Genomic DNA, 24,959 nt, shown 5'->3' with positions numbered 1-24,959 from the left:
TTAGCATGCCGCCGGGTTGTCATCAGTGTCGGTGACTATGCTGGATTCGCTGGCAAAGAAGAGGAAGGGTCATGACGTTGCAAGGAATCAGCATAGTTGCCTGTCTGCTTTTACTGCCCCAGGCCGGGCTGGCTGCGGCCGAGCCCGGCCGTGAACTGGCGGCTCGCCAGGGCATTGCGTACCCGGCGGTGATTGCCCACCGCGGTTCATCCTTTGATGCGCCGGAGTCCACCGCCCCGGCGTATCTATTGGCCCGGGAGCTGGGGGCCGACTACCTCGAACTGGATCTGCAGCGCAGCAAAGACGGCGTGCTGGTTGCGCTGCACGATGACAACCTGCAGCGCACCAGCGATGTCGCCCAGCGCTTTCCCGAGCGCAAGGACAGCCCGGTCAGTGCCTTCACCCTGGCCGAACTCAAGTCGCTGGATGCCGGCAGCTGGTTCAACCAGGCCAATCCGGAACGGGCGCGGCAGCGCTTCAAGGGCTTGCAGATCCTCACTCTGGACGAGGTCATGGACATCGCCGAAGGCCATCCGGACAAGCGCCCCGGGCTGTATATCGAGACCAAGGTGCCGAGCTTGTTCCCCGACATCGAAGCGGACTTGAAGACGCGGTTGCAGGCCCGTGGCTGGCTCGACACACCTGGACGGGTGGTGCTGCAGAGCTTTGATCGCAACAGCCTGGCGTTGCTGCACACGGAAATGCCGCAAGTGCCCAAGGTCCTGCTGTTGTGGATCGGCAAGGGCAGCATCGAGCCTGCGTCCGGGCAGAGTTTTGCTGAATCCGGCGAGCGCGACAAAGCGGCGTTTTATGCCCGTCAGCAACCCAAAGACAAGGCCGAGTTTGCCCGCTGGCTTGACTATGCCAAAGACGCCGGGGCCATCGGCACCGGACCTTCGGCAGCGCTGACAGCAGGCGGGGCGCAGAGCTATGCCGACCTGGTGCAACCCTGGATGAACCAGCTGGCCCATGACAAAGGCCTGCTGGTGCATGTGTACACCGTCGATGAAGAGGTCGACTTCGCCAAGGTCATGGCGGCCGGCGTCGACGGCATCTTCACCAATCGCAGCGGTCAGCTTCTGCGTTACTTCGCCAGACCACCCGCGCTGAACGAGGCGCAGACCCTCGAGGCGCAGGGCTATTGAGGATCTGGCCTGACGCCAACGGCTCCCGTAGACTTCGCCCTTTGCGCACTTGCTCAGGATCCCATCGCCGATGACCTTCTCGCTGCTGTTTGCCGTGCTGGCTTCCGGATTCATCTATGGCATCACCCCGGGGCCGGGCGTCCTCGCGGTGCTGGGCATTGGCGCATCGCGCGGGCGCAAGGCCGGGGCCGGCTTCCTGTGTGGTCATCTGCTGGGCGACGTGTTGTGGTGCAGTACGGCACTGGTGGCGATTGTCGGTGCCCGCCAGATTGGCAGTTCGGTGTTTGACATCCTTGGCCTGCTCAGCGGCCTGTACCTGTTCTGGCTGGGTTTGCGCGCGCTGCGCAGTCGTCCGGGCAATGGCCAGGGTGAGCAAGGACCGGTACGCCAGCCGTTCTGGCACGGCATCGTGTTTGGCCTGACCAATCCCAAGGCCTACCCGGTGGCGGTGGCGACGTTTACCGCGCTGATCTCCAGCCGCGCCGAAACCCTGGAGTGGTCGATGCTGCCTGCGCTGATTGCCCTGAGCTTTCTCGGCGGTCTGCTGGCCTACGTGATCCTCATCGCCATTGTCGGTGCCCGTCATGTGCGCACCCTCTACACCCGTTATGAACTGTGGATCACCCGCGCCTGCGGGGTGATGTTCATCGGTTTTGCCGTCAATGCCCTGATGCATGCCTTGCCGGGGTTGATGCCGCAACGCTAGCGGCGCTTCCATCGCGGGGCAAGCCCGCTCCCACCGGCTATTAACCGGTGGGAGCGGGCTTGCCCCGCGATCATTCAGCCACCGTCTCCCTGCGCATGCGGTTACGCCACAACCGATACGCCCGAATCCCCGAACGCACCGAGCCGAACAGCATCCCGTTCTCCATTTCCCGGGCGATCCCCGAGCGCACCAGCATGCGCAGAAAACGCCCGCGCGCCCGTGCAATACCGAAGTGGATGCCGCGAGCCTCAAGGGTTTCACGTACTTCCCGCAGCGCCGCAATGCCGCTGACGTCGATGGAACTGACCGCCTCGGCGTCGAACAACACCGCACGCGGCTCAAGCTCGCGCTGCACCGCTTCGAGCAGGCGCATCTTGAAGTAGTCGGCATTGAAGAACAGGATCGCATCGTCGAAGCGATACACCACCAGGCCTTTGACCGTGCGCGCGTCCTTGTGCCCTGCGATATCAACCTGGCCTTCAATGCCAGGCACCCAGCCGAGCACCGCGTCGGTGGGTTGGTAGATGCTGTAGAGCAAGCGCAGGATGGCCAGGGTCACGGCGATGATGATACCCGGCAGCACCCCGACACCGAGCACGCCAACGGTGGTCAGCACACACAGCCAGAATTCGAAACGGCTGAGCTTGTAGATCTTGCCCAGGGATTTCACGTCGATCAGGCCCCAGCCGGCCATCAGCAGTACCGCGCCCAGGGCTGCCTGGGGAATCCAGGCCATGGGCGCGGTGAAGAACAACAGGATCATCGCGATTACCAGCGCAGCGATGATGCCCACCAGCTGGCTCTTGCCACCGACCATGTCGTTGACCGCAGTGCGCGAGTCGGCGCCGCTGACAGCGAACCCCTGGGAAACCCCGGCGGCGATGTTGGTCACCCCCAGCGCGAGGAACTCGTGGTTGGCATTGATCGCATAGCCGTGCCGGGCGGCAAAGCTGCGGGCGGTCAGCATGGCGCTGCAGAAGCTCACGGTGGCGATACCCAGGGCGTCACGCAGCAGGCTTTTCATTTCTTCAAGGTTGGTTTGCGGCCAGGCCAGTTCCGGCATACCGGCGGGCACCGGGCCGAGAATCGCTACACCGAAGCGGTCCAGGCCGAACACGCCGACCACCAGTGTCGCCAGCACCACTGTCACCAGTGCGGCAGGAAGCCGGGGAAATCGGCGCGGCAACCCGATCAGCAGTGCCAGGCCAACCAGCCCGATACTCAGCGTCACCCAGTGGATTTCCTCCAGGCGTTGCAGCAGGTTGATCAGGCTCAGAATGAAGCCGTTGCCTTCGATCTGAAAGCCCAGCACCTTGCCCAGTTGGCCCGCCAGCAGGCTCAGGCCGATGCCGTTGAGGTAGCCGATCAGAATCGGGCGTGAGAAGAAGCTGGCGATAAAACCGGCACGCGCCAGCCCGGCCCCGATCAGCATCAGGCCGACCAGAATGGTGACAATCACCGATAACTGCGCCAGTCGAGCGGGGTCACCCAGCGCCAGCGGGGCAATGGCCCCGGCGACCATGGCGCAGGTCGCCGCATCCGGACCGACCATCAACTGCCGCGAACTGCCGATCAGGGCGTAGACCATCATCGGCAAAATGCAGGCGTAGAGCCCGTATTGCGGCGGCAGGCCGACAATCTGCGCATAGGCGATGGCGATCGGGATCTGGATCGCCGCTACCGACAACCCGGCCTGCAGGTCGGCATGGAACCATTCACGGCGATAGTGCAAGAGATTGGCCAGGCCTGGAAGCCAGCGAGAGAGCAACATGAACGGGTCCTTTCGAGTGTTTCGCAACAAGGCTGAGGAATACGCAATAGCGTTAATTAAAGCGCATTGCGTGCTCCGGGGAAGGGCGCCAGATCAAAAGGCAGAGGTTTGTTCAATCTGCTCTTCAAACCAACTGAGCACGGCTCGGCAGGCGGGGTGCGTCACGCCGCTGTCGCGCAACCACAGTGCATAGACCGCGCCGGTCTTCAGCGCCTCGCCGAAAGGGACTATCAGGTCGCCGCGTACCAGTGCGTCGTGGGCCAGCATGCAGTCCGTCATGGCGACACCCAGGCCGCGGCTCGCAGCATCCAGGGCCAGGTCGTCGAGGTTGAACATTATATGTTTGAAGCTGCGCTCAGCCCGGTCCTGCTGTGCCTGCAGCCAAACCGTCCACTCATGCTGGCGGGTGGAGCCGTGGATCAGGGCATGTTGTTCAAGTTCGTCGAGTGTACGCGGAGGTGTGCGGCCATCGCTGAAAGTCGGCGCGCAGACCGGAACCAGGTACTCCTCGAACAACAGCGTCAGTGGGCGTTCGTCCAGGCCGTCGGGCAGATACAGCACATAGGCATCGCAGTCGCCGCCGGTGTCGACCAGCTCGCCGCTGACGGTCTCGATCGACAGGCACAGGCCGGGATTGACGGTGTAGAACGAACTCAACCTGGGCAACAGCCAGCGCACCGCCAGCGACACGAAAACGCGGATGCGAAAGGGGCGATCAAGCGGGGCCGGCGCCAGGCGCTGTTCCAGGCTCCGTAACGACTTCAACATCTCCCGTGCGACCTCACACACCTCGCGTCCCTGCGCGGTCAGCGCCACCTTGCGACTGGTGCGCTCGAACAGCACGGTCTGGTAGTGCTCTTCGAGCTGCTGAACCTGTCGGCTGATAGCACTCTGGGTCAGGTGCAACTGCCGGGCAGCTTCGGTGAAGTTGCTGGTGTCGGCCACTTTGACCAGGGTTTGCAATGCCTGCAATGAGGGCACGCGAAGCATTTTATCCATGCTAAATCCGAATGGATGGATGAATTTTTAGCGTTAGAGTCAATGCCCTTATGCCCGTAAATTAAAGATGTACACGGCGCATCTGCGGGTTATTGCCAATAACTCCTGCGCATTGATTGTGGAGGAGAGACAGACAATGAACAACCACTGTGGCTGGATCGCCCTGGCGGGCGAATCCGCGTTGCGGCCGCGGCTCGCAGGCCGGCAAAAGGTCGACTGGCTGATCATCGGCGGTGGCATCACCGGCCTTTCGGCAGCTCACACCCTGGCCAGCCGTTTTCCGTCCCAGCGCATTGCTTTGCTCGAGCGCCAGCGGGTTGCCCAGGGCGCTTCTGCGCGCAACTCGGGCTTTGTGGTCAGCCACGAATTGCCTGGCGCAAACGAGTTAGTCGGTTCCCCGGGATTTTCGGCCTATCAGGTTGCTTCGCGGATTGGCGTTGCAGCCGGCATTGAGGTTCGCCAGCGCATCGCCGAACAGGCTATCGACTGCGAACTGAGCAATGACGGCTACCACTTTGCGGTACACGAGCCTGCGCACCTCGACGCTGTCGAGCAGACCCTGGAAACGCTGAAGGCGGTTGGCGCCCAGGCACGCTTCCTCGACGCGGGCGACCTCAAAGCGCGGTTGGGTACAGCGTTTTATCGTCGAGCCATTCACTGTGGTGGAGGGAACGGGCTGCTGCAACCCGCGCGCTACGTCAAAGGCCTGGCCGAAAGCCTGCCTGCACAAGTAGAAGTCTATGAACACACTGCGGTCAGCGATTTGCAGCGTGCGCCGGGCAAGGGCTGGACAGTCCGTACTGCGGGCGGCGAAGTGCAGGCAAAGCAGGTACTGATTTGTGTGGGTGCGTTCTTGCCAAGGGTAGGGGTGAAGCGCAGCGGCACGTTCCCGCTGGAGCTGAGCGCCAGCATCACCCGGCCGTTGACCGAAGCGCGGTGGCAGCAGTTGTTCGACGAACAGGGCTGGGGCGTGCTCTCGACCTTGCCAGGCGGTTGCACGCTACGCCTGCTACCGGAGCGTCGCTTGCTGATTCGCAACACGGTCGAGTACCGCCAGCGCGACCTCGATGCCCAAGCGCTGGCGGTGCGCCAACGCGAGCACCTGCTCGGCCTGCAAAAGCGCTTCCCCGGCATCACCGCACAAGACCTCGAGTACACCTGGACCGGCCATCTGAGCGGCACCCGTTCCGGTGAACCGTACTTTGCCAGGGTCGATGACGGCCTGCATACCGTGGCCGGTTGCAACGGTTCCGGCGTCGCCCGCGGCACGTTGTGGGGGCGCTTGCTGGTCGAGATGGCGATTGGTGCCGACTCGGCCTTGCTCAGCGATGTGCTGGGCCAGGCCAAGCCCGGCTATCTGCCACCCACGCCGTTCTTCGATATGGGCGCCAAAGCCCGCATGGCCTGGGAAGTCTGGCGGGCCCGCAACGAACGTTGAAACCTTCGGCACACACGCCGGAACAAAAACAAGAGAGGCACACCTCATGATCAAGCGCACCTGCATGACCCTGTTGTCGATGGCGTTGCTGACCGCGACGGCCCAGGCGGATGAAACCGTCAACATCGCCAACTGGAGCGGCTACATCGCCGACGACACCCTGAGTGAGTTCACTCGCCGCACCCAGATCCAGACCACTTACGACCTGATCGACAGCAACGAGACCACCGAAGCCAAGTTGATGACCGGCAACAGTGGCTATGACCTGGCCAGCCCGTCCAACCACTTTCTGCCGCGCCTGATCAAGGCCGGGGCCATTCAGGAACTGGATCGCAGCAAGCTGCCGAACTGGAACAACCTCGATCCCAAACTGATGAAAATCCTCGAAGCCAGCGACCCGGGTAACCGCTACGCGATTCCCTACATGTGGGTGACCACCGGCATTGGCTACAACGTTGACAAGATCAAGGCGATCTTCGGTAGCACCGACGTGACTCAGTCCTGGGACATGCTGTTCAAGCCAGAGAACATCGAGAAGCTCAGCCAGTGCGGCGTGGCGTTTCTCGACAACCCGACCCAGATCGTATCCATTACCCTCAAGACCCTGGGCCTGGATCCGCATAGCCAGGACCCGGCTGAGCTGAAAAAGGCCGAAGCCGCCTTGATGGCGATTCGTCCCTACATCAGCTACTTCCACCAGTCGAAGTACGTCAGTGACCTGGCCAACGGCAATATCTGCGTGGCCATCGGCTTCAGCGGCGACGTATTGCAGGCCATGAGCAGCGCCCACCAGGCCGGCAACGGCGTGAACATCGGCTACAGCATCCCGCGCGAAGGCTCCACGGTAGCGGTCGACATGGTGGTGATTCCCAAGGGTGCGCCGCACCTGGAAAACGCCTATGCCTACCTCAACTACCTGCTTGAGCCGAAGGTGATCGCCAACATCAGCAACGCGGTGAAGTACCCCAACGGCAATGCCGCCGCGCTGGAGTACATCACACCTGAACTGCGCGACAACCCGGCGATCTATCCACCGTCTTCGGTGCTTGATTCGCTGTTTCCGATCAAGACCCTGTCACCGGCAGGCATGCGCTTGAGCACGCGCCTGTGGACGCGGGTGATCAGTGGGAAATAGCAGGCCTGGCATTGCGCTCGCGGGCGTAGGCCAGAAAGCGCTCTATGTTGTCATTGCAAAGCAGATCGACAACCTTGACCACTTCCTCTTTCGGCCAGCTCCACCATTGCGACGCCAGTAGCTGCGTTCGAGTCTGCTCATCGAACCGCCAGCCGACCACGCGGGCAGGATTGCCGGCAACGATGGAGTAAGGGGCGACGTCGCGGGTGACCACGGCGTCTGCCGCAACCACTGCGCCTGTTCCGACGGTAACGCCAGAGAGGATTGTGCACTGTGAACAGAGCCATACATCGTTGCCGATGATCACATCCCCACGCGAGCCGCCGTAGTCACGAATATGAGCGGCTTGCGCCAGTTTGGCGGGGAAAGGGTAGGTCGTTACCCAGTCCGTGCGGTGGTGCCCACCGAGGATAATCAGGACGCCTTGAGCGATGGAGCAATATGCACCTATCTCCAGGTGTTTGCCGTCTCCGTAATCCTTGACGGTCGGAAGACCATAGGAGCCTGTGCCGTATCCGTATTGAGGGTATTTCTTTTTGAAGATATACGCCCCCCGGTCAAATTCCGGCACCTGCTTGAGGCGTGCCTTGCGCCGGCGACTCTTCGCCTCGGGGTTGCCCCACTTCATATAGAAAATGACAGTGAGCAACGAGCATAGGGAAATCGCCAGGGCGATCCATTCGATCATTTCTTCTCCTAACGTAACGCGTGTACAGGCGCTGGGCAGTGTCGCATTGTGCGGTATCGGTGGCTCGGGCAAAGATTTACACAACAATGCTTCACCTGTGCACACATGGGCAGAAGCGCGAGCTGCACGGGTCAGGCGAGGAGGGAGTTGATCAAAAGGCCAGTTGGCACCTTGAGGTGCTGGGCCGAAGTCTCAGAAGCGCTGAGACCCATGAAGCAGTGGAGCGGGTGAAGGGAATCGAACCCTCGTTATCAGCTTGGGAAGCTGGAGTAATGCCATTATACGACACCCGCTTGCAGGGCTGACGTTGTACCAGAAGCGCGCTGCGATTTGAAGCCTTGTGGTGCAAAAAAGCCTGGGGCGGTGGCCGGTAGCGCGAGGTCATGCATCTTCCTTCTGCCCGATCGGGCCGTTGATGCAGGAGGCTGCGCTACCGCCAACCAGGGTATTCAGATCGCCAGGGCATGATGTTCCTGGACGTACTGATTACGGCTGCGCGACTCTCGGACGGCGGGCTTGAGGAAACCCAGCAAGGCGTCACGCGTGGCATTGCTGGCCGCCTTGTGTTCCATGTCGAGGAAGTGGCCGGTGGCGCGGATTTCACTGAAGTGGCTGTTGCGCACGTGCCGGCTGAACTGCCGGGCATCATCGCTGGTGGTGTATTCGTCCCACTCGCCGTTGATGAACAGCACCGGAATGTCGATCACCCGGGCCGAGCGCAGGGCGTTGTCGAGGTCGTGGTCGAGCACCTGGTTGATGTGAAAGTGCATCTGCGCGTATTCGTGGTTGTCCAGGCTGCTGACGTGCCGGTAGTTGAAGCGCTTGAACAGCGACGGCAGGTGTTTGCCGATGGTGTCGTTGACCAGGTTGCCAACCTGGTAGCGGTCACAGGCACTGAGGTACTGGCAGCCACGTTCAAGGTAGTCGCGCATCGGCTCGTTGATCACCGGCGAGAACGAACTGACCACCGCCTTTTCGATGCGCCGCGGCTTGTGTGCGAGGGCCAGCAGGGTGCAGGCGCCGCCCCAGGAGAACGACATCACATGGTCGGCACCGAAGTGGTCGATCAGTTCGAGGAGAATCTGCCCTTCGGTTTCCTTGGTCAGCAGCCGCTCGTGGCGGTTGTGCGCCTTGGACTTGCCGGCGTAGGGCTGATCGTAAAGCACCACGTTGAATTGCGGATGCAGACTGCGCACCGTCTGCGCAAACGAGGCCGTCGTGGCCAGCGAGCCATTGATCAGGATGATCGTCTTCTCAGCGGCGTCTGCGCGATAGAACTCCGTGTAAACCCGATACTGACCTTGTATATCAAGCACAGCAATTTCTGGCCTCATGTCGTCGACTCCTGGCGCAAAAAGGGTGTTCGCACATGCAAGGATGCGCGTTCTTTATGACAGGTAGGCATACGCCTTGAAGAGAAACTGAGGGCCCTTGTCGATCCTGTAACGCCGGTCGACGGGTATTGTTGTAGGTGGGCAATCTGCCGGACTCCAGTGCTTCAAGGCACGGGTAGCCAGCAAAAAGGTGTCTTGGACTGCGGGCGTGACCGATGAGTCACATGCAGACCGACGATTGGATTCAAGCAGGCAGCGGAGTAACCCGCAAGTGCCTTTGGGGAAATTGAGCAAACTTTTCTGCCAGGCGGTCGTGACCTCAGATCGCCAGGATTTCCTCGGGATAGAGCGCGCGGTACTCGCCGGGACGCAAGCCCGGGTCCAGTTGCAGCGGTCCCATGGCTTCACGGTGCAGGCGCAGCACCTTGTTGTCGAAGTGGCCGAACATGCGCTTGACCTGGTGGTAGCGCCCTTCAACGATACTTAGGCGCGCGCTGCGCGGGCCGAGCAGGGTCAGTTCGGCGGGCAGGGTGGTGAGGTCTTCGAAGGCGAAGTAGAAGCCTTGCTGAAATTTTTCGATGTAGTGGGCTTCGATGACCTGCTCGGTTTCGACGTAGTAGATCTTCGCCAGTTTGGTTTGCGGCTGGGTCAGGCGTCGTGACCACTGGCCGTCGTTGGTCAGCAGCATCAGGCCGGTGGTGTTGAAGTCCAGACGTCCGGCAATGTGCAACTCGTGCTTGTCCGTTTCATCGATCAGATCGAGCACGGTGCGGTGCTCGGGGTCCTGTGTAGCGCTGACGCAGCCCTGGGGTTTGTGCAGCATCAGGTAGCGCGCCGCACGCCCGGCCTGCAGCAGCTGTTCATCGACTTCGATACGGCTGAACTCCCGCACTTCCAGGCGTGGGTCGCTGACACAATAACCGTCCACGCGCACCCGCCGCTCCGCCAGCAGCAAACGTACTTGCTGACGGTTGAAGCAGGGCAGGTTGCTGAGGAATCGATCGAGACGCATACAGGGCCAGGTGCAGGGCGTTGCAGTTTAACCCTCGCCGGCGGGTTTTGCCGCTTGCAGTTGTTCCAGCACCTGGGCGCAGGCGGGGCACAGGCAGGCCTTGTTGCGCTGTTCGGCGGGCAACGCCTCAAGCACTTCGGCGGCGATGCTGACGCTGTAGCACCAGCACGCCTGGGCCGCCGTGCGCGGGTCGGCGAGGCTGCAGCGGTTGCTGGCGCCACAGGCGGGGCAGCGTTGGGTGTCATTCATAGTCGGACCTGGGCATTTCCACGCAGACGCGGTTGCGTCCACTTTGCTTGGCGCGGTACAGCGCATGATCGGCGCGGGCGATCAGGCTGTGCAGGGTATCCTCAGGTTGCAGGCTGCTCAAGCCAATGCTGGTGGTCAAGCGGATCACTTTGTCGGCGAAGCTGAAATGCCGTTGCTCGGTGTGCAGGCGGAGTTTTTCCGCCACCTCCTGGGCATGCGCGCCGTCGGTATCCTTAAGCAGCACGATAAATTCCTCACCCCCCCAGCGACAGATAATATCCGCCTGGCGCAGGCAGTTTTCCAGGACCTCGGCGAACTGACGCAAGACTTCGTCCCCGGCCAGGTGGCCATGGGTGTCGTTGAGTTGCTTGAAGTGATCAAGGTCGATCAACAAGGCGACCAGTGGCCTGGGCTCGCGCTGGGATTCTTGTAGCGCCTGCGCTGCCAGCAGGTCGAAGCCGCGGCGGTTGGGCAGGCCGGTGAGGCTGTCACGGGTGGCCAGGGTCTCGATGTTGTCCTGATGGCGCTTGACCATGGCGTTGAGCAGCGACAGCACCACCAGGCCGATGATGGCGCAGATCACCAGGTTCAGGTACAGCGACTGGCGGATGTTGTCCAGGGCACCGTCTTCGCGTTTGTCGACGAACAGGTACCAGTTCAGTTCGGGCACCAGGCGCACATTGAGAAAGTGACTGTGGCCGTCGCTGCTCAGGTATTCATGGCTGCCGCTGACCGGTGTCGGCATCTGCCTGAGCAACTCGCGCAAGCCATCGAGCTCGCGCAGCGACTGGCCCGTGCGGGCGCCATGGGCACCGCCCTTTGAGCCGGTCAAGACCACATTGCCTTGCGGATCGACGAAGTACACCTGACGCTGGTAACGCTGCTGGTAATCATCGATCAGGCGCACCACGGCTTCGACCGTAAGGCCGATGCCGGCGACGCCGATGAAGTTGCCGTGGTAGTCGAACACGCGGTAGTTGATGAACACCGTCAGCTTGTCCTGGTTGGCCATGTCCAGGTCGACGTTGATTTCGTAGGGGGTGTCCATTTTCAGCACCCGGTAGTACCAGGTGTCGCGCGGCTCCTGCGGGTCGATTTGCTTCAGCACGCCCTTTTGCGCCTGGTAGTAGTTACCGCTGGCGCTGGAGACGAAAAATGCGGTGTAGGCATGGTACTGGTCCATGACTTCGGTGAGGTAGCGGGAGATTTGCGCCGTGTCGCGTTCACCGGCCAGTGCCCAGTCACGCAAGAAGGTGTCATGGGCCATCATCGAGGAGATCAGGATCGGTCGCACCAGGTCCTTCTGGATTTCCGAATAGACCGTGTCGGAGGTCAGTGGCAGTTCGGTGTTGACGATGCTGTCGCGGATCGAACTGCGCGAGGCGAAATAGCTCAGCAGCGACGTGGCCAGAAAGCCGCAGCCGAGCAACAACAGCAAGGTCAGAATCAGCGAGCGCTGCGAAAACAGGGCGGTGCGAGGCAATATGGCAGTCCCTTGATATAAGCCAATGCCGTTCATTCTAGTGTTACGGCCGGAAAATAACTGGATAAATATCAAGGGTATTGCCCTTGTTGCAAATTATTGCGGCAAGGGCACTGGATCGGCTTTATGTGGTCTTAATCTGTGTCGGTCAGCGCTTGCCGATCGACGCCGACCAGCGCCGCTGGGATGGGCAGTTTCGCGGTCCAGGAGGCCGCCATGTATCGCCGACTTGTGCTTGTTGCAGTGCTGAGTTTGCTCACCGCCGGCTGTGTTCCCTATGGAGGAAACGGTTACTACCATCGCACCGAAGTCTATACCGCTGATCGCTATGGTTATCCGGGCTATTACTCGCCTGGTTATCAATACAACCGTGGTTACTATGTGGTGCCGCAGCCGCGTTACTACACGCCGCCACCGCGGTATTACCGTTCAACGCCGCATTACTATTACCGCTCGACACCCCATTACAATCGCGCGACGCCGCACTATTACCGCTCGGCACCGGATCATGACTACAAACCCCACCCAGGTCGTGGGTATGACCGTTATCGCCAGGGCAATTCCCGCCACGACCGCAATGCTGATGGCCGGCGCGACGGCAACTGGCATCGTTAGGCCATTCAGGCCAGGTCCGCCAAGGGGTGCCGACCTTCCCACGCCTTGCCGAAATGTGCCTGAACAACCGCGGTTGGCACCTGAGCAACATCTGCCCAGTGCCAACGCGGTTTCTGGTCTTTGTCGATCAGGCGCGCGCGTACCCCTTCGCTGAACTCCGGATGCTGGCAGCAATTGAGGCTCATGGTGTATTCCATCTGGAATACCTGGGCCAACGACAGGTGCCGAGCCCGTTGAGTCTGCTCCCAGACCAGGTGAGCGGTCAGCGGACAGCCTGCAAGCATGGTTTGCGCGGCTTTGGCCAGCAGCAGGTCGGGGTGATTGCGCAGTTGTGCGATGGCGCGCCAGGCGCACACCGGATCGGCGACATCGAGCAGCGCATCAATCTGTTTGCGCCGTGGCAGCCACTGGGCTTCGGGCAGTTCACTTTGAACGCCGTGCTGTTGGGCCTTGAGCAGGCTGTTGAGCTGCAGGGCGGTCTGTTCCTGCCAGTTCAGTTGCAGCAGGTCGTCGAGCAGTTCTTCTTGCTGGCTTTCCCCGAGCAGACGGTCAGCCAGGCCCAGGTCCAGGGCATCAATGGCGTTGATCGGCGCCCCGGTCAGACCGAGAAACAAGCCGAGCTTGCCGGGTAACCGAGCCAGGAACCAGCTGGCGCCGACATCGGGATACAGGCCGATACTGATTTCCGGCATGGCCAGGCGGCTGCTGGGTGTGACGATGCGCACGCTGGCGCCTTGCAGCAGGCCCATGCCGCCACCGAGCACATGGCCATGGCCCCAGCACAGCAAGGGCTTGGGGTAAGTGTGCAGGCGGTAATCCAGACGATATTCCGCGGCGAAGAAGTTCGCCGCCAGCGTCGGCACCTGGCCTGGATGGTTGCGACAAGCCTCGGCCAGGCTGCGCACCTCGCCGCCCGCGCAGAATGCCTTGGCGCCGGTACCGCGCAGCAAGACGCAGACAATATCCGGGTTGTCGGCCCAGTCTTTGAGTTGTTCGTCGAGCACCTCGATCATTGGCAGTGACAAGGCATTGAGGGTCTGCGGCGTATTCAGTGTGGCGATGCCGATACGGGCACCATCGACGCCGGTGAGTTCTTCGCACTGTACGGCAGCCATGGCGGACCTCTTCGTTTTGATCCGGACAAGTATGGTCGCTGCTGGCGATTATGGCGGTCGCCGGTCGGATCGATTGACAAGCACCGGCAGCTTTCCTAGTGTCGCGCCATTGTTTACGGATGGCCCCATGACTGACGACGATCGCATCAAACTTGAACCGAGCTGGAAAGAAGCGCTGCGCGCCGAATTCGACCAGCCCTACATGCAGCAACTGCGTGAATTCCTGCGCCAGGAATATGCGGCGGGCAAAGAGATCTATCCGCCGGGCCCGTTGATTTTCAACGCGCTCAATTCCACGCCACTGGATCAGGTGAAAGTGGTGATCCTCGGCCAGGATCCGTACCACGGCCCCGGTCAGGCCCATGGTCTGTGCTTTTCTGTGCAGCCGGGAATCCCCACGCCGCCTTCGCTGGTCAATATCTACAAGGAATTGCACCGCGACCTGAACATCGAGATTCCCAAGCATGGCTGCCTGCAACGTTGGGCGGATCAGGGTGTGTTGCTGCTCAACACCACCATGACCGTGGAGCGCGCCAATGCTGCTTCGCACGCCAAGAAGGGCTGGGAGTTCTTTACTGACCGGATCATCCAGGTGGTCAGCGAGCAGCGTTCAGATGTGGTCTTCTTACTCTGGGGCTCGCATGCCCAAAGCAAGCAAAAGCTGATTGACGGAACCAAACATCTGATCCTCAAGTCGGTGCATCCTTCGCCATTGTCCGCGTACCGCGGCTTTCTCGGTTGCGGGCATTTCAGCCACACCAACAAATTTCTGGAGCAACGAGGGATAACACGGATCGAGTGGTCTCTACCTCCGCTGTAAACGAAAAAGGAAGCTAATGCATAGCTCCCTTGTTTTCAGTGCCGGCTTTACTGTTCGCGGCTGATTCGAGCTGGACCTTGATTTGCCACGGAGATAGCGCGTTCTTCGCTCAATCGCAGGTGGTTGATGAGTGCATCGACATCCGCGATGCCGCTATCGACTTGCCGAGTACCCTCGAGGAATGTGGAGAAGTTGTTGCCGCCATAGGCGAGGAACGCATTTGTCGTCACCCGATAGGTTTTATCGAGCTCCAGCGGCTTGCCGTCCAGGCTCAGGCTGCCAGGAACGACTCGGCTTTCGGTTGGACGTTTCGGGTCCCAGCGATAATGAAAGCCAGCCGATACCTGCAACGAAGTGAATTCGTCGCCGTTCCATTGCTGGTTCAGCAGTGACTGCAGTTGAGCAGCCGTGAGGTCCATGACAATCAGGCTATTGTCGAAGGGCTGCGCTGCGAACAACTGCGCAAAGGTGAGTGGCTGATCGTGGTACTGATGCAGGTCTGTCCGAATGCCCCGAAGGTTGGTGAAGGCAATGCGCGCATTTTGTTGAAGAGTCGCGGCCAGTTGCGCATCGGCAATTAAGTTGCCCATCGGCGATTCGCCATCAGCGTTCGGCGTTCGCAACAACGACGCCACTCCGATACGCGCAATCGGTTGGGCCAGTTTCTCAAGCGAGCGAGCCTGTACTTCGCTTGCCAGCCTGGCGAGGCTGGCATTAGGTTGATAGTGAGTCGGGTCAGCCAGCAGATTGCGCGCGGTGACGTGTGTCACACGATGTTGACCTGGGGTCAAGTCGAGTGTCAGGTGGGTAATGAAGTGCCCGTAGTCACCGGATTGGGTTACGTGCAAGTTGCCTATCTTGCACTGGTAGGCCTGGTGTGTATGGCCGCTGATCAGCGCATCCACCGCGGGGTCCAGGAGCCTGGCCACCTCCGTGATATCGCCGCGCAGTTTGCTGCAGTTGGCCTCGTCGAATGCTTCAGATGTATGGCCTCCTTGGTGCACCACTGCAACGATTGCATTCACACCTTGCGCCTTGATCTCGGGAATCACCCGGTTGATCCCTTCCGCTTCGCTTATTACCTCCAATCCTGCGATACCCTGTGGTGTCACGTGCGCGCTCAGGTCGGCAGGCACCGCACCCACGAAGGCGATCTTCACACCCTTGATCTGTTCGATGTGATAGGCCGGCAAAAGCAAACCGCCGCTCTCGCGGTCGATCAGATTTGCCGCCAGATAGGGAAAGCCGGTGCCGGTGTAAGTGCTGCGAAACTGACAAGCTTTGCCAGTGAGTTTGGATTCACAGCCGCCATTGACCTTGCGCAGCAGCTCTGCCTTGCCTGCATCGAGTTCATGGTTACCTGCGGAGCTGAGGTTCAAGCCCAAGCCGCGCAAGGCCTCAATGACCGGCTCATCGGCCCACATGGAGGATGCCGCCGGGCTAGCGCCGATCAGATCTCCCGCACCGACTACCAGCAGGTTCGGATCTTGCGTGCGCAACTCGTCAAGCATGCCGCCCAGAGTCGCGATTCCGCCAGCATCCAGGCGGTGGGTTTTGCCCTCGGCATCTTTGTAGGTCAGTGGGGTGGGATGGAGATTTCCGTGCAGGTCATTGATAGCTGCAATGTTGATACGCACGGTGGCGGAAGTGTCGGCCAGGGCCAGGTTGGCACCGGGCAAGGTCTGCAGTGACAGCATTGTAGCGAGCGCGCAGTTGCGAAACAGCGTGTTAATCATTTGGTTGTCCTTCTTCAGTGGCGGTTAGGCCCCTCTCTTCAGCCGGGGTCAGCCAAGTAGCTGCTGCGGCTCATGTATCAGGGGCAAGGCACTCTGACGAAGGTAAGGATTCGTTTTAGGGGGAGGTGGTATGCGGATACCGCAACTGGCGAATACAACGACGAACAGACAAGCGACCAAGCCCTTAGGTGTCGATGCAGAAAGACGATTTAGTTTTCCCTCTTGTCATGCTTGTGGGCAGGAGAGTGTTCTTGCATCCAGTGGCGAAACAGCGGCTCGGCCAGAAATAGCACAAACAATAAGCGCATAACCTGTAGTGCTGTCACCAAGGGTACTGACAGCTGCAAGGTCTCGGCGGTCAGGCTCATTTCCGCGATACCGCCGGGCATCATGCCCAGGGTCAAGGAGCGCAGATCCAGCTGGGTCAGATGGCTCAAGGTCCAGGCAGCCGCGGCAGCGATGAGCATGCTCAACGCCGTGGCGATCAAGGTGCGTCCGAGGAAGGATGGCGCCCGGCGAAAGAACGCACGGTTGAAGTGACAGCCCAGGCCACTGCCAATCAGCCATTGGCCGATCTGGCTGGCACCGTCGGGCAGGGCGATCTGCAAATCGAAGCCGACACTGGCGACGGCCGCTACCAGCAGCGGGCCGAACAACCAGGGATTAGGCTGCTTCAGGCGCTGCCACAGGCAGGCCATAACGATACCCAGCGGGCAGATCAGCGCCAGCCAGCCCCAGCTGACACTGCCGTTGTGGGTGATCGCCACGCCATCGCCCACCAGGTATTTGAACAGCGCCGGTACGCACAGCACCACCGCCAGTACCCGCAGGCTCTGCGCGGCAGCGACCTGGCTGAGCACCGCACCGTTGCGGGCACCGAGGTTGACCATCTCCCCGGAGCCGCCAGGCATGCTGGAAAAGAACGCCGTGGCGCGGTCTTCACCGGTACGGCGCAATAACCAGATGCCGACGACACTGGAAACACTGGTGATCAACGCGCCGCAGAAGATCAGGCCGAAATTGCTCGCCACCTGCTCGACCACCGCCGGGGTGAAGTGCAGGCCAATGCCGATGCCGATGATCCACTGCCCGCATTTGCGCCCGCCGGGCATTTCGCTCAATTGCCAGGGCGTCAGGCAGCGCACCAGGATGATCGCCAACAGCGAACCGACCATCCACGGCAGCGGCCAGCCGACCTGGCTGGCGAGATACCCGCCTGCCAGGCCGACCAGCCCTGTGGCCCAGAACAGTTGCGAAGGCCGATCAGACATCGGCCAGGGCACGGCGCTGGAGGCTGCGCTTGCGCCAGATACGCAGCAGTGGGAAGGCCAGCATCACCGCGGTCAGCGTCCAGACCGTCATGCTGATCGGGCTCGACCAGAGAATATCCAGGCCGCCGTTGGAGATCGACAGGGCGCGGCGCAGGTTCTGTTCCATCAGGCCGCCAAGAATAAAGCCGAGCAACAACGGCGACAGGGGGAAATCGAGCTTGCGTAGGATGTAACCGAAGATGCCGATACCGATCATCAGGAACAGGTCGAAGGTCGTCGCGTGCACGGCATACACGCCAATGGCGGTAATGATTGCAATCACCGGCACCAGTGCCCAGTTCGGCACGGCAAGGATGCGGGTGAACAGACGCACCATTGGCACGTTCAGAATGAGCAGCATGACGTTGGCAATGAACAACGACGCAATCAAGCCCCAGACAATGTCTGGCTGCTGCTGGAACAGCAGTGGGCCGGGGGTGATGTTGTACAGGGTCAAGGCGCCGATCATCACCGCGGTGGTACCCGAACCGGGCACACCCAGGGTCAGCATCGGTACCAGAGCACCGCAGCAGGCAGCACCGATGGCGGTTTCCGGCGCCGCCAGGCCACGCTTGTCGCCCTGGCCGAATTTACCACTGGCACCCGCCACGCGTTTTTCCGTCATGTAGGCAACCGCGCTGGCCAGGGTTGCCCCCGCACCGGGTAACACCCCCATGATGAAACCCAGCACGCCACAGCGCATGTTCACCCAGAATACCGAGGCCGCTTCCTTGAGGTTGAAGAGCATGCGCCCGGTGGCCTTGACCGCTTGATGGCCATGGTGGGTTTTTTCCAGAAGCAGCAGAATCTCGCTGATCGAGAACAGGCCCAGCACCAGCACCACGAACTGAATGCCGTCGGCCAGGTTCACGCTGTCGCCGGTAAAACGGTATACGCCGCTGTTGGCGTCGATACCGACACAGGACAGAAACAGGCCAATCAGTGCCGCGATAAAGGTTTTCAGTGGTTTGTCGCCTGCCATGCCGCCCAGGCAGACAATGGCAAAGACCATCAGCACAAAGTATTCCGCCGGGCCAAAGGCAATGGCCCACTTGGCCAGCAAGGGCGCGAACAGGACCATGCCGCAGGTGGCGATGAAGGCGCCGATGAACGAGCTCCACGCCGACAACGACAGGGCGACACCGGCAAGGCCTTTGCGGGCCATCGGGTAACCGTCGAGGGTGGTCATCACCGTCGCGGCTTCGCCGGGAATGTTCAGCAGGATCGAGCTGATGCGCCCACCGTATTCGCAACCCAGGTACACCGCAGCCAGCAGGATCAGCGCCGACTCCGGAGGCAGGCCGAGGGCGAAAGCAATCGGGATCAGCAGCGCTACCCCGTTGATCGGGCCCAGGCCCGGCAGCAGGCCAACGACAGTACCGATCAGGCTGCCGCACAGAGCAGTGACCAGGTTGTAAGGGCTCAGGGCAACGCCGAAGCCCTGGCCGAGATAACCAAGCGTATCCATGTCAGTTCTCCAGTACGTCGAGCAGGCCCAGGGGCAGTGGAACATCCATTACACGGTCAAACAGCCAATACAGTGCGATGCTCATCAGCGTGATGATGACGACGCTGGGCAGCCAGCGCCCGTCGTACAGACGTGCCATGGGTACACCGACGAGAATGCTGCTCAGTACAAAACCCAGGGATTCGAAAGTGCTGGCAAAGAGCAGAAGCAAGGCCACACAGATGCCGATCTTGTTCAGGGATTCGCGGTCCAGTTCAGGCTCATCGTCCTTGCGCACGATCGGGGTGGGACGAAATGCCAGGTACAACAGACCGCAGCCCATCAGGCCGATAATCAATAACGGAAAGGCACGAGGGCCGACAGGCTCGTAGGAAAACGCCGCCTGATAGGGCCAGGCCATTACTGCCAGAGCGGCGCAGACCGCCAGCAGCAACAAGGCAAAAACGCGTTGCAGGATCATTGAGGAATCCTCTTTTCGCGGGGCAAGCCCGCTCCCACAGGGCGACGCTGTGTAGGTAGGAGCGGCGGTGCGACGATTCGACTTGCCCCGCGATGCTGTTCGAAAGGGAAGAGGCTTACTGAATCAGCCCGAATTCCTTGGCCAGGGTCTTGTAGTCCGCCACCTGTTTCTTCACGTAGGTGTCCAGTTCGGCGCCGGTCATGGCGAAGGGAAACAGTTCGCGCTGGTCACGCAGCCTGGCGAAGTCATCCGAGGCCAGCATCTTGTCGAACGAGGTTTTCCACCAGTCGTACTCTTCATCGGTGACTTTCGGCCCCAGGTAGAAGCCGCGCACCACTGGCCAGACGATGTCGTAACCCTGCTCCTTGGCGGTCGGAATATCCTTCATTTTCGGCTCGTCCAGACGCTTTTCGGCAAACACCGCCAGCAGGCGCATGTCACCGCTCTGGATGTGCGGCATGGAGTCGGAAATGTCGGTACTGCCCACCTGGATATGCCCACCGAGCAGCGCTGTGGCGATTTCACCACCGCCTTCAAGCGCGACATAGCGCAGGTCGCGCGGGTCGATACCGGCGGCTTTGGCGATCAGTGCAGTCTGCATCCAGTCCTGGCTGCCGACGGTGCCGCCGGAGCCGATGACCACTTTGCTCGGGTCTTTCTTGAGCGCCGCTACCAGATCGTCGAGGGTCTTGTAGGGCGAGTCGTTTTTCACTGCGATGGCGCCATAGCTGGTGCCAACCGCTGCCAGCCAGCGCACCGCGTTCTCGTCGAAGCGGCCGAACTTGCCCTGGGCGAGGTTGAGCAGCGAACCGCTGGACCAGGCCACCAGGGTCCCGGCATCGGCCGGGCGCTGGGCAACCACGGCGTTGTAGGCGACCGCGCCGACGCCGCCAGGCATATAGGTCACGCGCATGGGTTTGGTGAGGATCTTCTCGTTGACCAAGGCGCTTTGCACCAGTTTGCAGGTCAGGTCGAAACCACCGCCGGGGGAGGCGGGGGCGATGCATTCAGGACGTTTGGGTTCGCCCGCCAGGGCGTGGCCGGCAAACATCAGGCAGGCCGTGGCGAGGGCAATGCGGCGCAGTGAAAAGGTCATCGTCTATCTCCGTGAGCATTATTGTTATCGGGGATTACCACAATGCAAGGCTGTAACTCACCAGCAGCCGCACCTCGTCCGCATCGCGGGCAAAGTTCGAACGGAAGGTGGCGTTACGCAGGCGCACGGCGACGTTTTTCAGGGCGCCACTTTGCACCACATATTTGAACTCGGTATTGCGCTCCCACTCCTTGCCTTCACCGCCATCGGCGAGGCTGACATTATCGCCGCTGATGTAGCGGGTCATGAAGGTCAGGCCGGGAACCCCCAGCTTGGCGAAGTCATAGTCGTAGCGAGCCTGCCAGGAGCGCTCGTCGGCGCCGGCGAAGTCGTTGATCTGCACGAAGTTGACCAGGTACGGGTCGGCACCGTCGACGTAAGGGAACGCGGTGTCGCCCGACAGGTGCTGGTAACCGGCGCTGAATTTGTGACCGATGAGGCTGTAGCTGAGCATGCCGTTGAGGGCAGTGTTGTCGATGTTGCCGCCACGGGCCTGGCCCTGGTCATCGCTGAACGCCATGCGCAGGTCGGCGCCGAAGGTGCCCGGGCCCCAGGGCTGGGTGGCGAGCATGCCGACAAAGTGCTGGCGATAGACATCATCGAGCTGCGCCCAGTGGTAGCTGCCGGTGATCCTGTCGGTGAACTTGTAGTCCAGGCCAGCCATGTCGAAATGGTTGCCGGCCACGGTGCCGAGAAAGCGGCTGTTCTTGTTGTTGAGAGCGATGTCCTGGTTGTCGGTACTGTCGCGGTCCTTGGCTTTTTCCAGGCGTCCGCCGGTGAACGTCAGGTTCTTGATTTCGCCGGACGTCAGCAGGCCGCCTTCGAAGGTCTGCGGCAGGATGCGACCGTCGTTGGGCTGCAGGGTCGGCAGTTCCGGCATCAGCGTGCCGACTTTCAGTTCGGTGGCCGAGATCTTTACCTTGCCGGTCAGGCCGAGCTTGGAGTACTCGTCGGCGGCGCGGCCGTTATCGTGGGTAGGCAGCAGGCCGCTGCCGGTACGATCAGGGCTGGAGTCGAGCTTGATACCGAGCATCCCCAGGGCATCGAGGCCGAAACCTACGGTACCGTCGGTGTAACCGGACTCGAAGTTGAGCATGAAACCCTGGGCCCACTCGTCACGCTTGGACTGCTGGGCGCTGGTGCCGTCGCGAAAGTCGCGGTTGAAGTACATGTTGCGGGTTTCGAAGGTCGCCTTGCTGTCATCGAAGAAGGCGGCCTGGCTCAGCGGTGTGACGCCGGCAAGGGCGAGGGCGCTGGCAACTGCGGTCTGGCGGGAGGGTAAACGGCGGATAGGCGCGTGCGCCTGTGGCTGCATGGACAGCATCGTCAAGTGACTCCGTTTTTGTTCTTATTAATTCGAACGTCAATGTTCGGTTATACGGCAAGCAGAGTGAGCCGTGAGGGGATGCTAGGGGCTGAACCTTTCGCTAACCTTTCAACTGTTTTTCGTTGTTGCGAAGGCTTCACAGGTGCGCTGTCGGCTGTACACTCCGCGCCATTGACCGCGACGCAACCGGGGAGAGAACGATGCGTGTACTGCTCGTCGAAGACCATCTGCAGCTGGCTGAAAGCGTGGCCCAGGCCCTGAAAAGTACCGGCCTGACCGTGGATGTGCTGCACGATGGCGTGGCCGCCGACCTGGCCCTGGCCAGTGAGGAATATGCCGTGGCGGTGCTCGATGTCGGCCTGCCGCGCATGGACGGCTTCGAAGTCCTGGCGCGCCTGCGCGCCCGTGGCAAAACCGTGCCGGTGCTGATGCTGACTGCCCGCAGTGACGTCAAAGACCGGGTTCACGGCCTGAACCTGGGGGCCGATGACTACCTGGCCAAGCCGTTCGAACTGACCGAGCTTGAGGCGCGGGTCAAAGCCCTGTTGCGCCGCAGCGTGCTCGGTGGCGAGCGTCAGCAGCGCTGCGGCCCGCTGGTGTACGACCTCGATACCCGGCGTTTCACCCTCGGGGACGAACTGCTGACGTTGACCTCGCGCGAACAGGCTGTGCTTGAAGCCCTGATTGCTCGCCCGGGGCGGGTGATGAGCAAGGAGCAACTGGCCGCTCAGGTCTTCGGCCTCGATGAAGAGGCCAGCGCCGATGCCATCGAGATCTATATCCATCGCCTGCGCAAGAAGCTCGATGGCCATGCCGTGGCCATCGTCACCTTCCGGGGGCTCGGCTACCTGCTCGAGCATCGCGATGCGTGACAGCGTCAGCCTGCGCGGGCGGCTGCTGTGGAACCTGGCCTTGCTGCTGGTGGTGCTGATGCTGGCCAGCGGCCTGAGTGCCTACTGGAATGGTCGCGAAGCGGCCGACACTGCCTACGATCGCACCCTGCTGGCTTCGGCACGAACCATTGCCGCAGGCTTGTCCCAGCGTGACGGCACCCTCAGCGCCGACGTGCCCTATGTGGCGCTGGATACCTTTGCCTACGACAGCGCCGGACGCATCTACTACCAGGTCAATGACATTCATCAGCGCCTGATCTCCGGCTACGAAAACCTGCCCGCGCCACCGCCGGGCACGCCGCGCACCGATGATTACCCGGCGTTGGCGCGCTTCTACAATGCGCGTTACCTGGGGCAGGATGTGCGTGTGGTCAGCTTGCTCAAGGCCGTCACCGAACCGAACATGAACGGCATGGCCGAGATCCGCGTGGCCGAAACCGAAGAGGCGCGAGTGCGCATGGCCCGCAGCCTGATGGCCGATACCCTGTTGCGTCTGGGCATGCTGGCGCTCGGCGCGCTGATGTTGGTGTGGTTTGCGGTGAGTGCTGCCTTGCGGCCGCTGGAGCGCTTGCGCACTGCCGTGGAAGAACGTCAGCCCGACGACCTGCGGGCCTTGCCGCTGGTCGAGGTGCAGCGTGAGTTGACCCCGCTGGTGCGTGCCTTGAACCATTTCACCGAGCGTCTGCGTGGCCAGTTCGAGCGTCAGGCGCAGTTCATCGCCGAGGCCGCCCATGAGCTGCGCACGCCGCTGGCGGCGCTCAAGGCCAGGGTCGAACTGGGCTTGCGTTCGAATGAACCGCAGGTCTGGCGCGACACCCTGGAGTCTGCGGCCCAGGGCACCGACCGGCTGACTCACCTGGCCAACCAGTTGCTATCGCTGGCGCGGGTGGAAAACGGTGCACGAGCGATTGCCGAAGGCGGCGCACAGTCGCTCGACCTCAGTCAATTGGCGCGCGAACTGGGCATGGCCATGGCGCCGCTGGCCTATGCCCGCGGTGTGGCATTGGCGCTGGAGGCCGAAGTGCCTGTACATGTACGTGGCGAGCCGACCTTGCTCAATGAGCTGCTCAGTAATCTGGTGGATAACGCCTTGGCCCATACGCCCCAAGGCGGCAACGTGATCTTGCGGGTCTATGCGCCAGGGGTGCTGGAAGTCGAAGACGATGGCCCGGGGATTCCTGAAAACGAACGTGAACGGGTGTTCGAGCGCTTTTATCGACGCAGCGCTCAAGGCACCGGCCTGGGCCTGGCGATCGTCGGCGAGATCTGCCGCGCGCACCTGGCGCAGATCAGTCTTCACGACGGCGAGCGTGGCGGCTTGAAAGTGCGGGTCAGTTTTACCGTCGATTAACGAAACATCGAGCGGGCATAGAGCAGATCGCTGGCCACCAGTTCGGTGCCGGTCGGCAGCCCGAGGTGGCGGTAGGCGGGTAGCGCCGCCAGTGGCCGCGACTTGCCGATGGCCGGGCTCAGGGCCCGAGCGATCTGGACGATATCGACGTAGTCGACCCGGTCGCTGCCGCGGTCCAGGTCCAGGACCTGTCCAGGCAGCCTGACCAGTTGCTCGGGAAACTCCCAGCTGGTGAGGATCTTGTCACCCAGTACCGGATGGATCTGGTCGATCACATAGTTCAGGCACACCGGGTCGGAGAGCAGCTCGTTGTGCTCTTCGGCATAGATCAGGATCGGCAACACGCCAATCTGGTGAACCAGGCCGGCGAGGGCAGCCTGGTCCGGCTTGAGCTGGGTGTAGCGCAAGCACAATTCATAGCTGATGCCGGCGACTTCCAGGCTGGTTGCCCAGATTTCACGCATTTTCTTTTCCACCACCTCGGAGCGGGCGTGGAAGATCTGCTCGATCACCAGGCCGACGGCCAGGTTGCAGCTGTAGTTGATGCCAAGGCGGGTGATCGCGGTCTGCAGGTCGGTGACCTCGACCGTGGCACGCAGCAGCGGGCTGTTCACCACCTTGATCAGGCGTGCCGACAGGGCGGCGTCACGGCCGATGACCTTGCTCAGGGCGCTGACGCTGATCTCGGTGTCTTCCGCGGCCTCGCGGATGCTCAAGGCAACCTCCGGCAAGGTCGGCAGCACCAGGTCATCGTTTTTGATGGCGGCCAGTAACTGGGCCTGGACCATCTCGGCCAGCTTGTTCATCG

General features: G+C 61.4%; 23 protein-coding genes and 1 tRNA gene. 8 read left to right on the top strand and 16 right to left on the bottom strand.

Annotated elements, in window-relative coordinates; translation table 11 throughout:
* The first annotated feature begins 71 nt into the window (after positions 1 to 71).
* Both NPS47_RS10135 and NPS47_RS10130 read left to right on the top strand, forming a co-directional pair.
* Positions 72 to 1,145 carry a glycerophosphodiester phosphodiesterase gene (locus tag NPS47_RS10135; RefSeq protein WP_274294851.1) on the top strand — a complete coding sequence of 358 codons (1,074 nt, stop codon included), beginning with the start codon at positions 72 to 74 and terminating at the stop codon, positions 1,143 to 1,145.
* Positions 1,146 to 1,215: 70 nt separating this feature from the next.
* Positions 1,216 to 1,851 (top strand): LysE family translocator, encoded by a 636-nt coding sequence (locus NPS47_RS10130; RefSeq protein ID WP_191830954.1) that lies wholly within the window; start codon positions 1,216 to 1,218, stop codon positions 1,849 to 1,851.
* A 70-nt stretch (positions 1,852 to 1,921) separates the two neighbouring features.
* Here NPS47_RS10130 and NPS47_RS10125 read toward each other — a convergent pair whose 3' ends face one another.
* Positions 1,922 to 3,622, bottom strand: a complete 1,701-nt coding sequence (locus tag NPS47_RS10125) for a SulP family inorganic anion transporter (RefSeq protein WP_274294850.1) — start codon at positions 3,620 to 3,622, stop codon at positions 1,922 to 1,924.
* Positions 3,623 to 3,715: 93 nt separating this feature from the next.
* The gene (locus tag NPS47_RS10120; RefSeq protein ID WP_274294849.1) at positions 3,716 to 4,621 is read right to left on the bottom strand and encodes a LysR substrate-binding domain-containing protein; all 906 of its coding nucleotides are present in this window, start codon (positions 4,619 to 4,621) and stop codon (positions 3,716 to 3,718) included.
* A gap of 136 nt (positions 4,622 to 4,757) precedes the next feature.
* On the opposite strand from NPS47_RS10120, the gene NPS47_RS10115 reads away from it, so the two are divergent.
* The gene (locus tag NPS47_RS10115) at positions 4,758 to 6,059 is read left to right on the top strand and encodes an NAD(P)/FAD-dependent oxidoreductase (protein ID WP_274294848.1); all 1,302 of its coding nucleotides are present in this window, start codon (positions 4,758 to 4,760) and stop codon (positions 6,057 to 6,059) included.
* Between the two features lie 46 nt (positions 6,060 to 6,105).
* Complete coding sequence (locus NPS47_RS10110) at positions 6,106 to 7,194, top strand: polyamine ABC transporter substrate-binding protein (protein WP_274294847.1); 1,089 nt, start codon at positions 6,106 to 6,108, stop codon at positions 7,192 to 7,194.
* Here the strand turns inward: NPS47_RS10110 and NPS47_RS10105 are convergent.
* The 6 genes from NPS47_RS10105 to NPS47_RS10080 form a co-directional block, all read right to left on the bottom strand.
* On the bottom strand, positions 7,181 to 7,822 hold the full coding sequence (locus tag NPS47_RS10105; RefSeq protein WP_274294940.1) for a CatB-related O-acetyltransferase: 642 nt from the start codon (positions 7,820 to 7,822) through the stop codon (positions 7,181 to 7,183). The genes NPS47_RS10110 and NPS47_RS10105 overlap by 14 nt on opposite strands.
* A gap of 279 nt (positions 7,823 to 8,101) precedes the next feature.
* Positions 8,102 to 8,175, bottom strand: a tRNA-Gly gene (locus NPS47_RS10100).
* Between the two features lie 156 nt (positions 8,176 to 8,331).
* Positions 8,332 to 9,216, bottom strand: a complete 885-nt coding sequence (locus tag NPS47_RS10095) for an alpha/beta fold hydrolase (RefSeq protein WP_274294846.1) — start codon at positions 9,214 to 9,216, stop codon at positions 8,332 to 8,334.
* 319 nt (positions 9,217 to 9,535) lie between these two features.
* Positions 9,536 to 10,228 (bottom strand): pseudouridine synthase, encoded by a 693-nt coding sequence (locus NPS47_RS10090; protein WP_274294845.1) that lies wholly within the window; start codon positions 10,226 to 10,228, stop codon positions 9,536 to 9,538.
* A gap of 27 nt (positions 10,229 to 10,255) precedes the next feature.
* A complete protein-coding gene (locus NPS47_RS10085) occupies positions 10,256 to 10,477 on the bottom strand; it encodes a cysteine-rich CWC family protein (RefSeq protein WP_274294844.1) in 222 nt (73 codons plus the stop codon).
* Complete coding sequence (locus NPS47_RS10080; protein ID WP_425313492.1) at positions 10,470 to 11,996, bottom strand: sensor domain-containing diguanylate cyclase; 1,527 nt, start codon at positions 11,994 to 11,996, stop codon at positions 10,470 to 10,472. The genes NPS47_RS10085 and NPS47_RS10080 overlap by 8 nt, the downstream gene beginning before the upstream one ends.
* 180 nt (positions 11,997 to 12,176) lie before the next feature.
* Here NPS47_RS10080 and NPS47_RS10075 point away from each other — a divergent pair, with 180 nt between their 5' ends.
* Positions 12,177 to 12,575 (top strand): hypothetical protein, encoded by a 399-nt coding sequence (locus NPS47_RS10075; RefSeq protein WP_274294842.1) that lies wholly within the window; start codon positions 12,177 to 12,179, stop codon positions 12,573 to 12,575.
* A gap of 5 nt (positions 12,576 to 12,580) precedes the next feature.
* Here NPS47_RS10075 and NPS47_RS10070 read toward each other — a convergent pair whose 3' ends face one another.
* The gene (locus tag NPS47_RS10070) at positions 12,581 to 13,690 is read right to left on the bottom strand and encodes an enoyl-CoA hydratase/isomerase family protein (protein WP_274294841.1); all 1,110 of its coding nucleotides are present in this window, start codon (positions 13,688 to 13,690) and stop codon (positions 12,581 to 12,583) included.
* Between the two features lie 127 nt (positions 13,691 to 13,817).
* On the opposite strand from NPS47_RS10070, the gene ung reads away from it, so the two are divergent.
* On the top strand, positions 13,818 to 14,510 hold the full coding sequence (gene ung, locus NPS47_RS10065) for a uracil-DNA glycosylase (protein ID WP_274294840.1): 693 nt from the start codon (positions 13,818 to 13,820) through the stop codon (positions 14,508 to 14,510).
* Between the two features lie 47 nt (positions 14,511 to 14,557).
* Here ung and NPS47_RS10060 read toward each other — a convergent pair whose 3' ends face one another.
* From NPS47_RS10060 to NPS47_RS10035, 6 genes are all read right to left on the bottom strand, one after another.
* Positions 14,558 to 16,246, bottom strand: coding sequence for a bifunctional metallophosphatase/5'-nucleotidase (locus NPS47_RS10060; RefSeq protein WP_274294839.1), 1,689 nt, complete (start codon positions 16,244 to 16,246; stop codon positions 14,558 to 14,560).
* 209 nt (positions 16,247 to 16,455) lie between these two features.
* The gene (locus NPS47_RS10055; RefSeq protein WP_274294838.1) at positions 16,456 to 17,517 is read right to left on the bottom strand and encodes an AbrB family transcriptional regulator; all 1,062 of its coding nucleotides are present in this window, start codon (positions 17,515 to 17,517) and stop codon (positions 16,456 to 16,458) included.
* Positions 17,510 to 19,024: a tripartite tricarboxylate transporter permease gene (locus NPS47_RS10050; protein WP_274294837.1), complete on the bottom strand. Its 1,515-nt coding sequence runs from the start codon at positions 19,022 to 19,024 to the stop codon at positions 17,510 to 17,512. The genes NPS47_RS10055 and NPS47_RS10050 overlap by 8 nt, the downstream gene beginning before the upstream one ends.
* A 1-nt stretch (position 19,025) precedes the next feature.
* Positions 19,026 to 19,484 (bottom strand): tripartite tricarboxylate transporter TctB family protein, encoded by a 459-nt coding sequence (locus NPS47_RS10045; protein WP_274294836.1) that lies wholly within the window; start codon positions 19,482 to 19,484, stop codon positions 19,026 to 19,028.
* Between the two features lie 115 nt (positions 19,485 to 19,599).
* Positions 19,600 to 20,580, bottom strand: a complete 981-nt coding sequence (locus NPS47_RS10040; RefSeq protein ID WP_274294835.1) for a Bug family tripartite tricarboxylate transporter substrate binding protein — start codon at positions 20,578 to 20,580, stop codon at positions 19,600 to 19,602.
* A 34-nt stretch (positions 20,581 to 20,614) separates the two neighbouring features.
* Positions 20,615 to 21,904 carry an OprD family porin gene (locus tag NPS47_RS10035; protein WP_274294834.1) on the bottom strand — a complete coding sequence of 430 codons (1,290 nt, stop codon included), beginning with the start codon at positions 21,902 to 21,904 and terminating at the stop codon, positions 20,615 to 20,617.
* A gap of 203 nt (positions 21,905 to 22,107) precedes the next feature.
* On the opposite strand from NPS47_RS10035, the gene NPS47_RS10030 reads away from it, so the two are divergent.
* Together NPS47_RS10030 and NPS47_RS10025 are read left to right on the top strand one after the other, a co-directional pair.
* Positions 22,108 to 22,779 (top strand): response regulator, encoded by a 672-nt coding sequence (locus NPS47_RS10030; protein ID WP_038607596.1) that lies wholly within the window; start codon positions 22,108 to 22,110, stop codon positions 22,777 to 22,779.
* Positions 22,772 to 24,151, top strand: a complete 1,380-nt coding sequence (locus tag NPS47_RS10025) for a sensor histidine kinase (protein WP_274294833.1) — start codon at positions 22,772 to 22,774, stop codon at positions 24,149 to 24,151. Before NPS47_RS10030 ends, NPS47_RS10025 begins: the two co-directional genes overlap by 8 nt.
* Here the strand turns inward: NPS47_RS10025 and NPS47_RS10020 are convergent.
* A complete protein-coding gene (locus NPS47_RS10020; RefSeq protein WP_274294832.1) occupies positions 24,148 to 24,957 on the bottom strand; it encodes an HDOD domain-containing protein in 810 nt (269 codons plus the stop codon). The genes NPS47_RS10025 and NPS47_RS10020 overlap by 4 nt on opposite strands.
* Between the last annotated feature and the right edge of the window lie 2 nt (positions 24,958 to 24,959).

It is taken from the genome of Pseudomonas putida (genome assembly GCF_028682475.1).
GTDB classification, from domain to species: Bacteria; Pseudomonadota; Gammaproteobacteria; order Pseudomonadales; family Pseudomonadaceae; genus Aquipseudomonas; species Aquipseudomonas putida_AG.
This window is presented reverse-complemented; position numbering and strand designations above follow the sequence as displayed.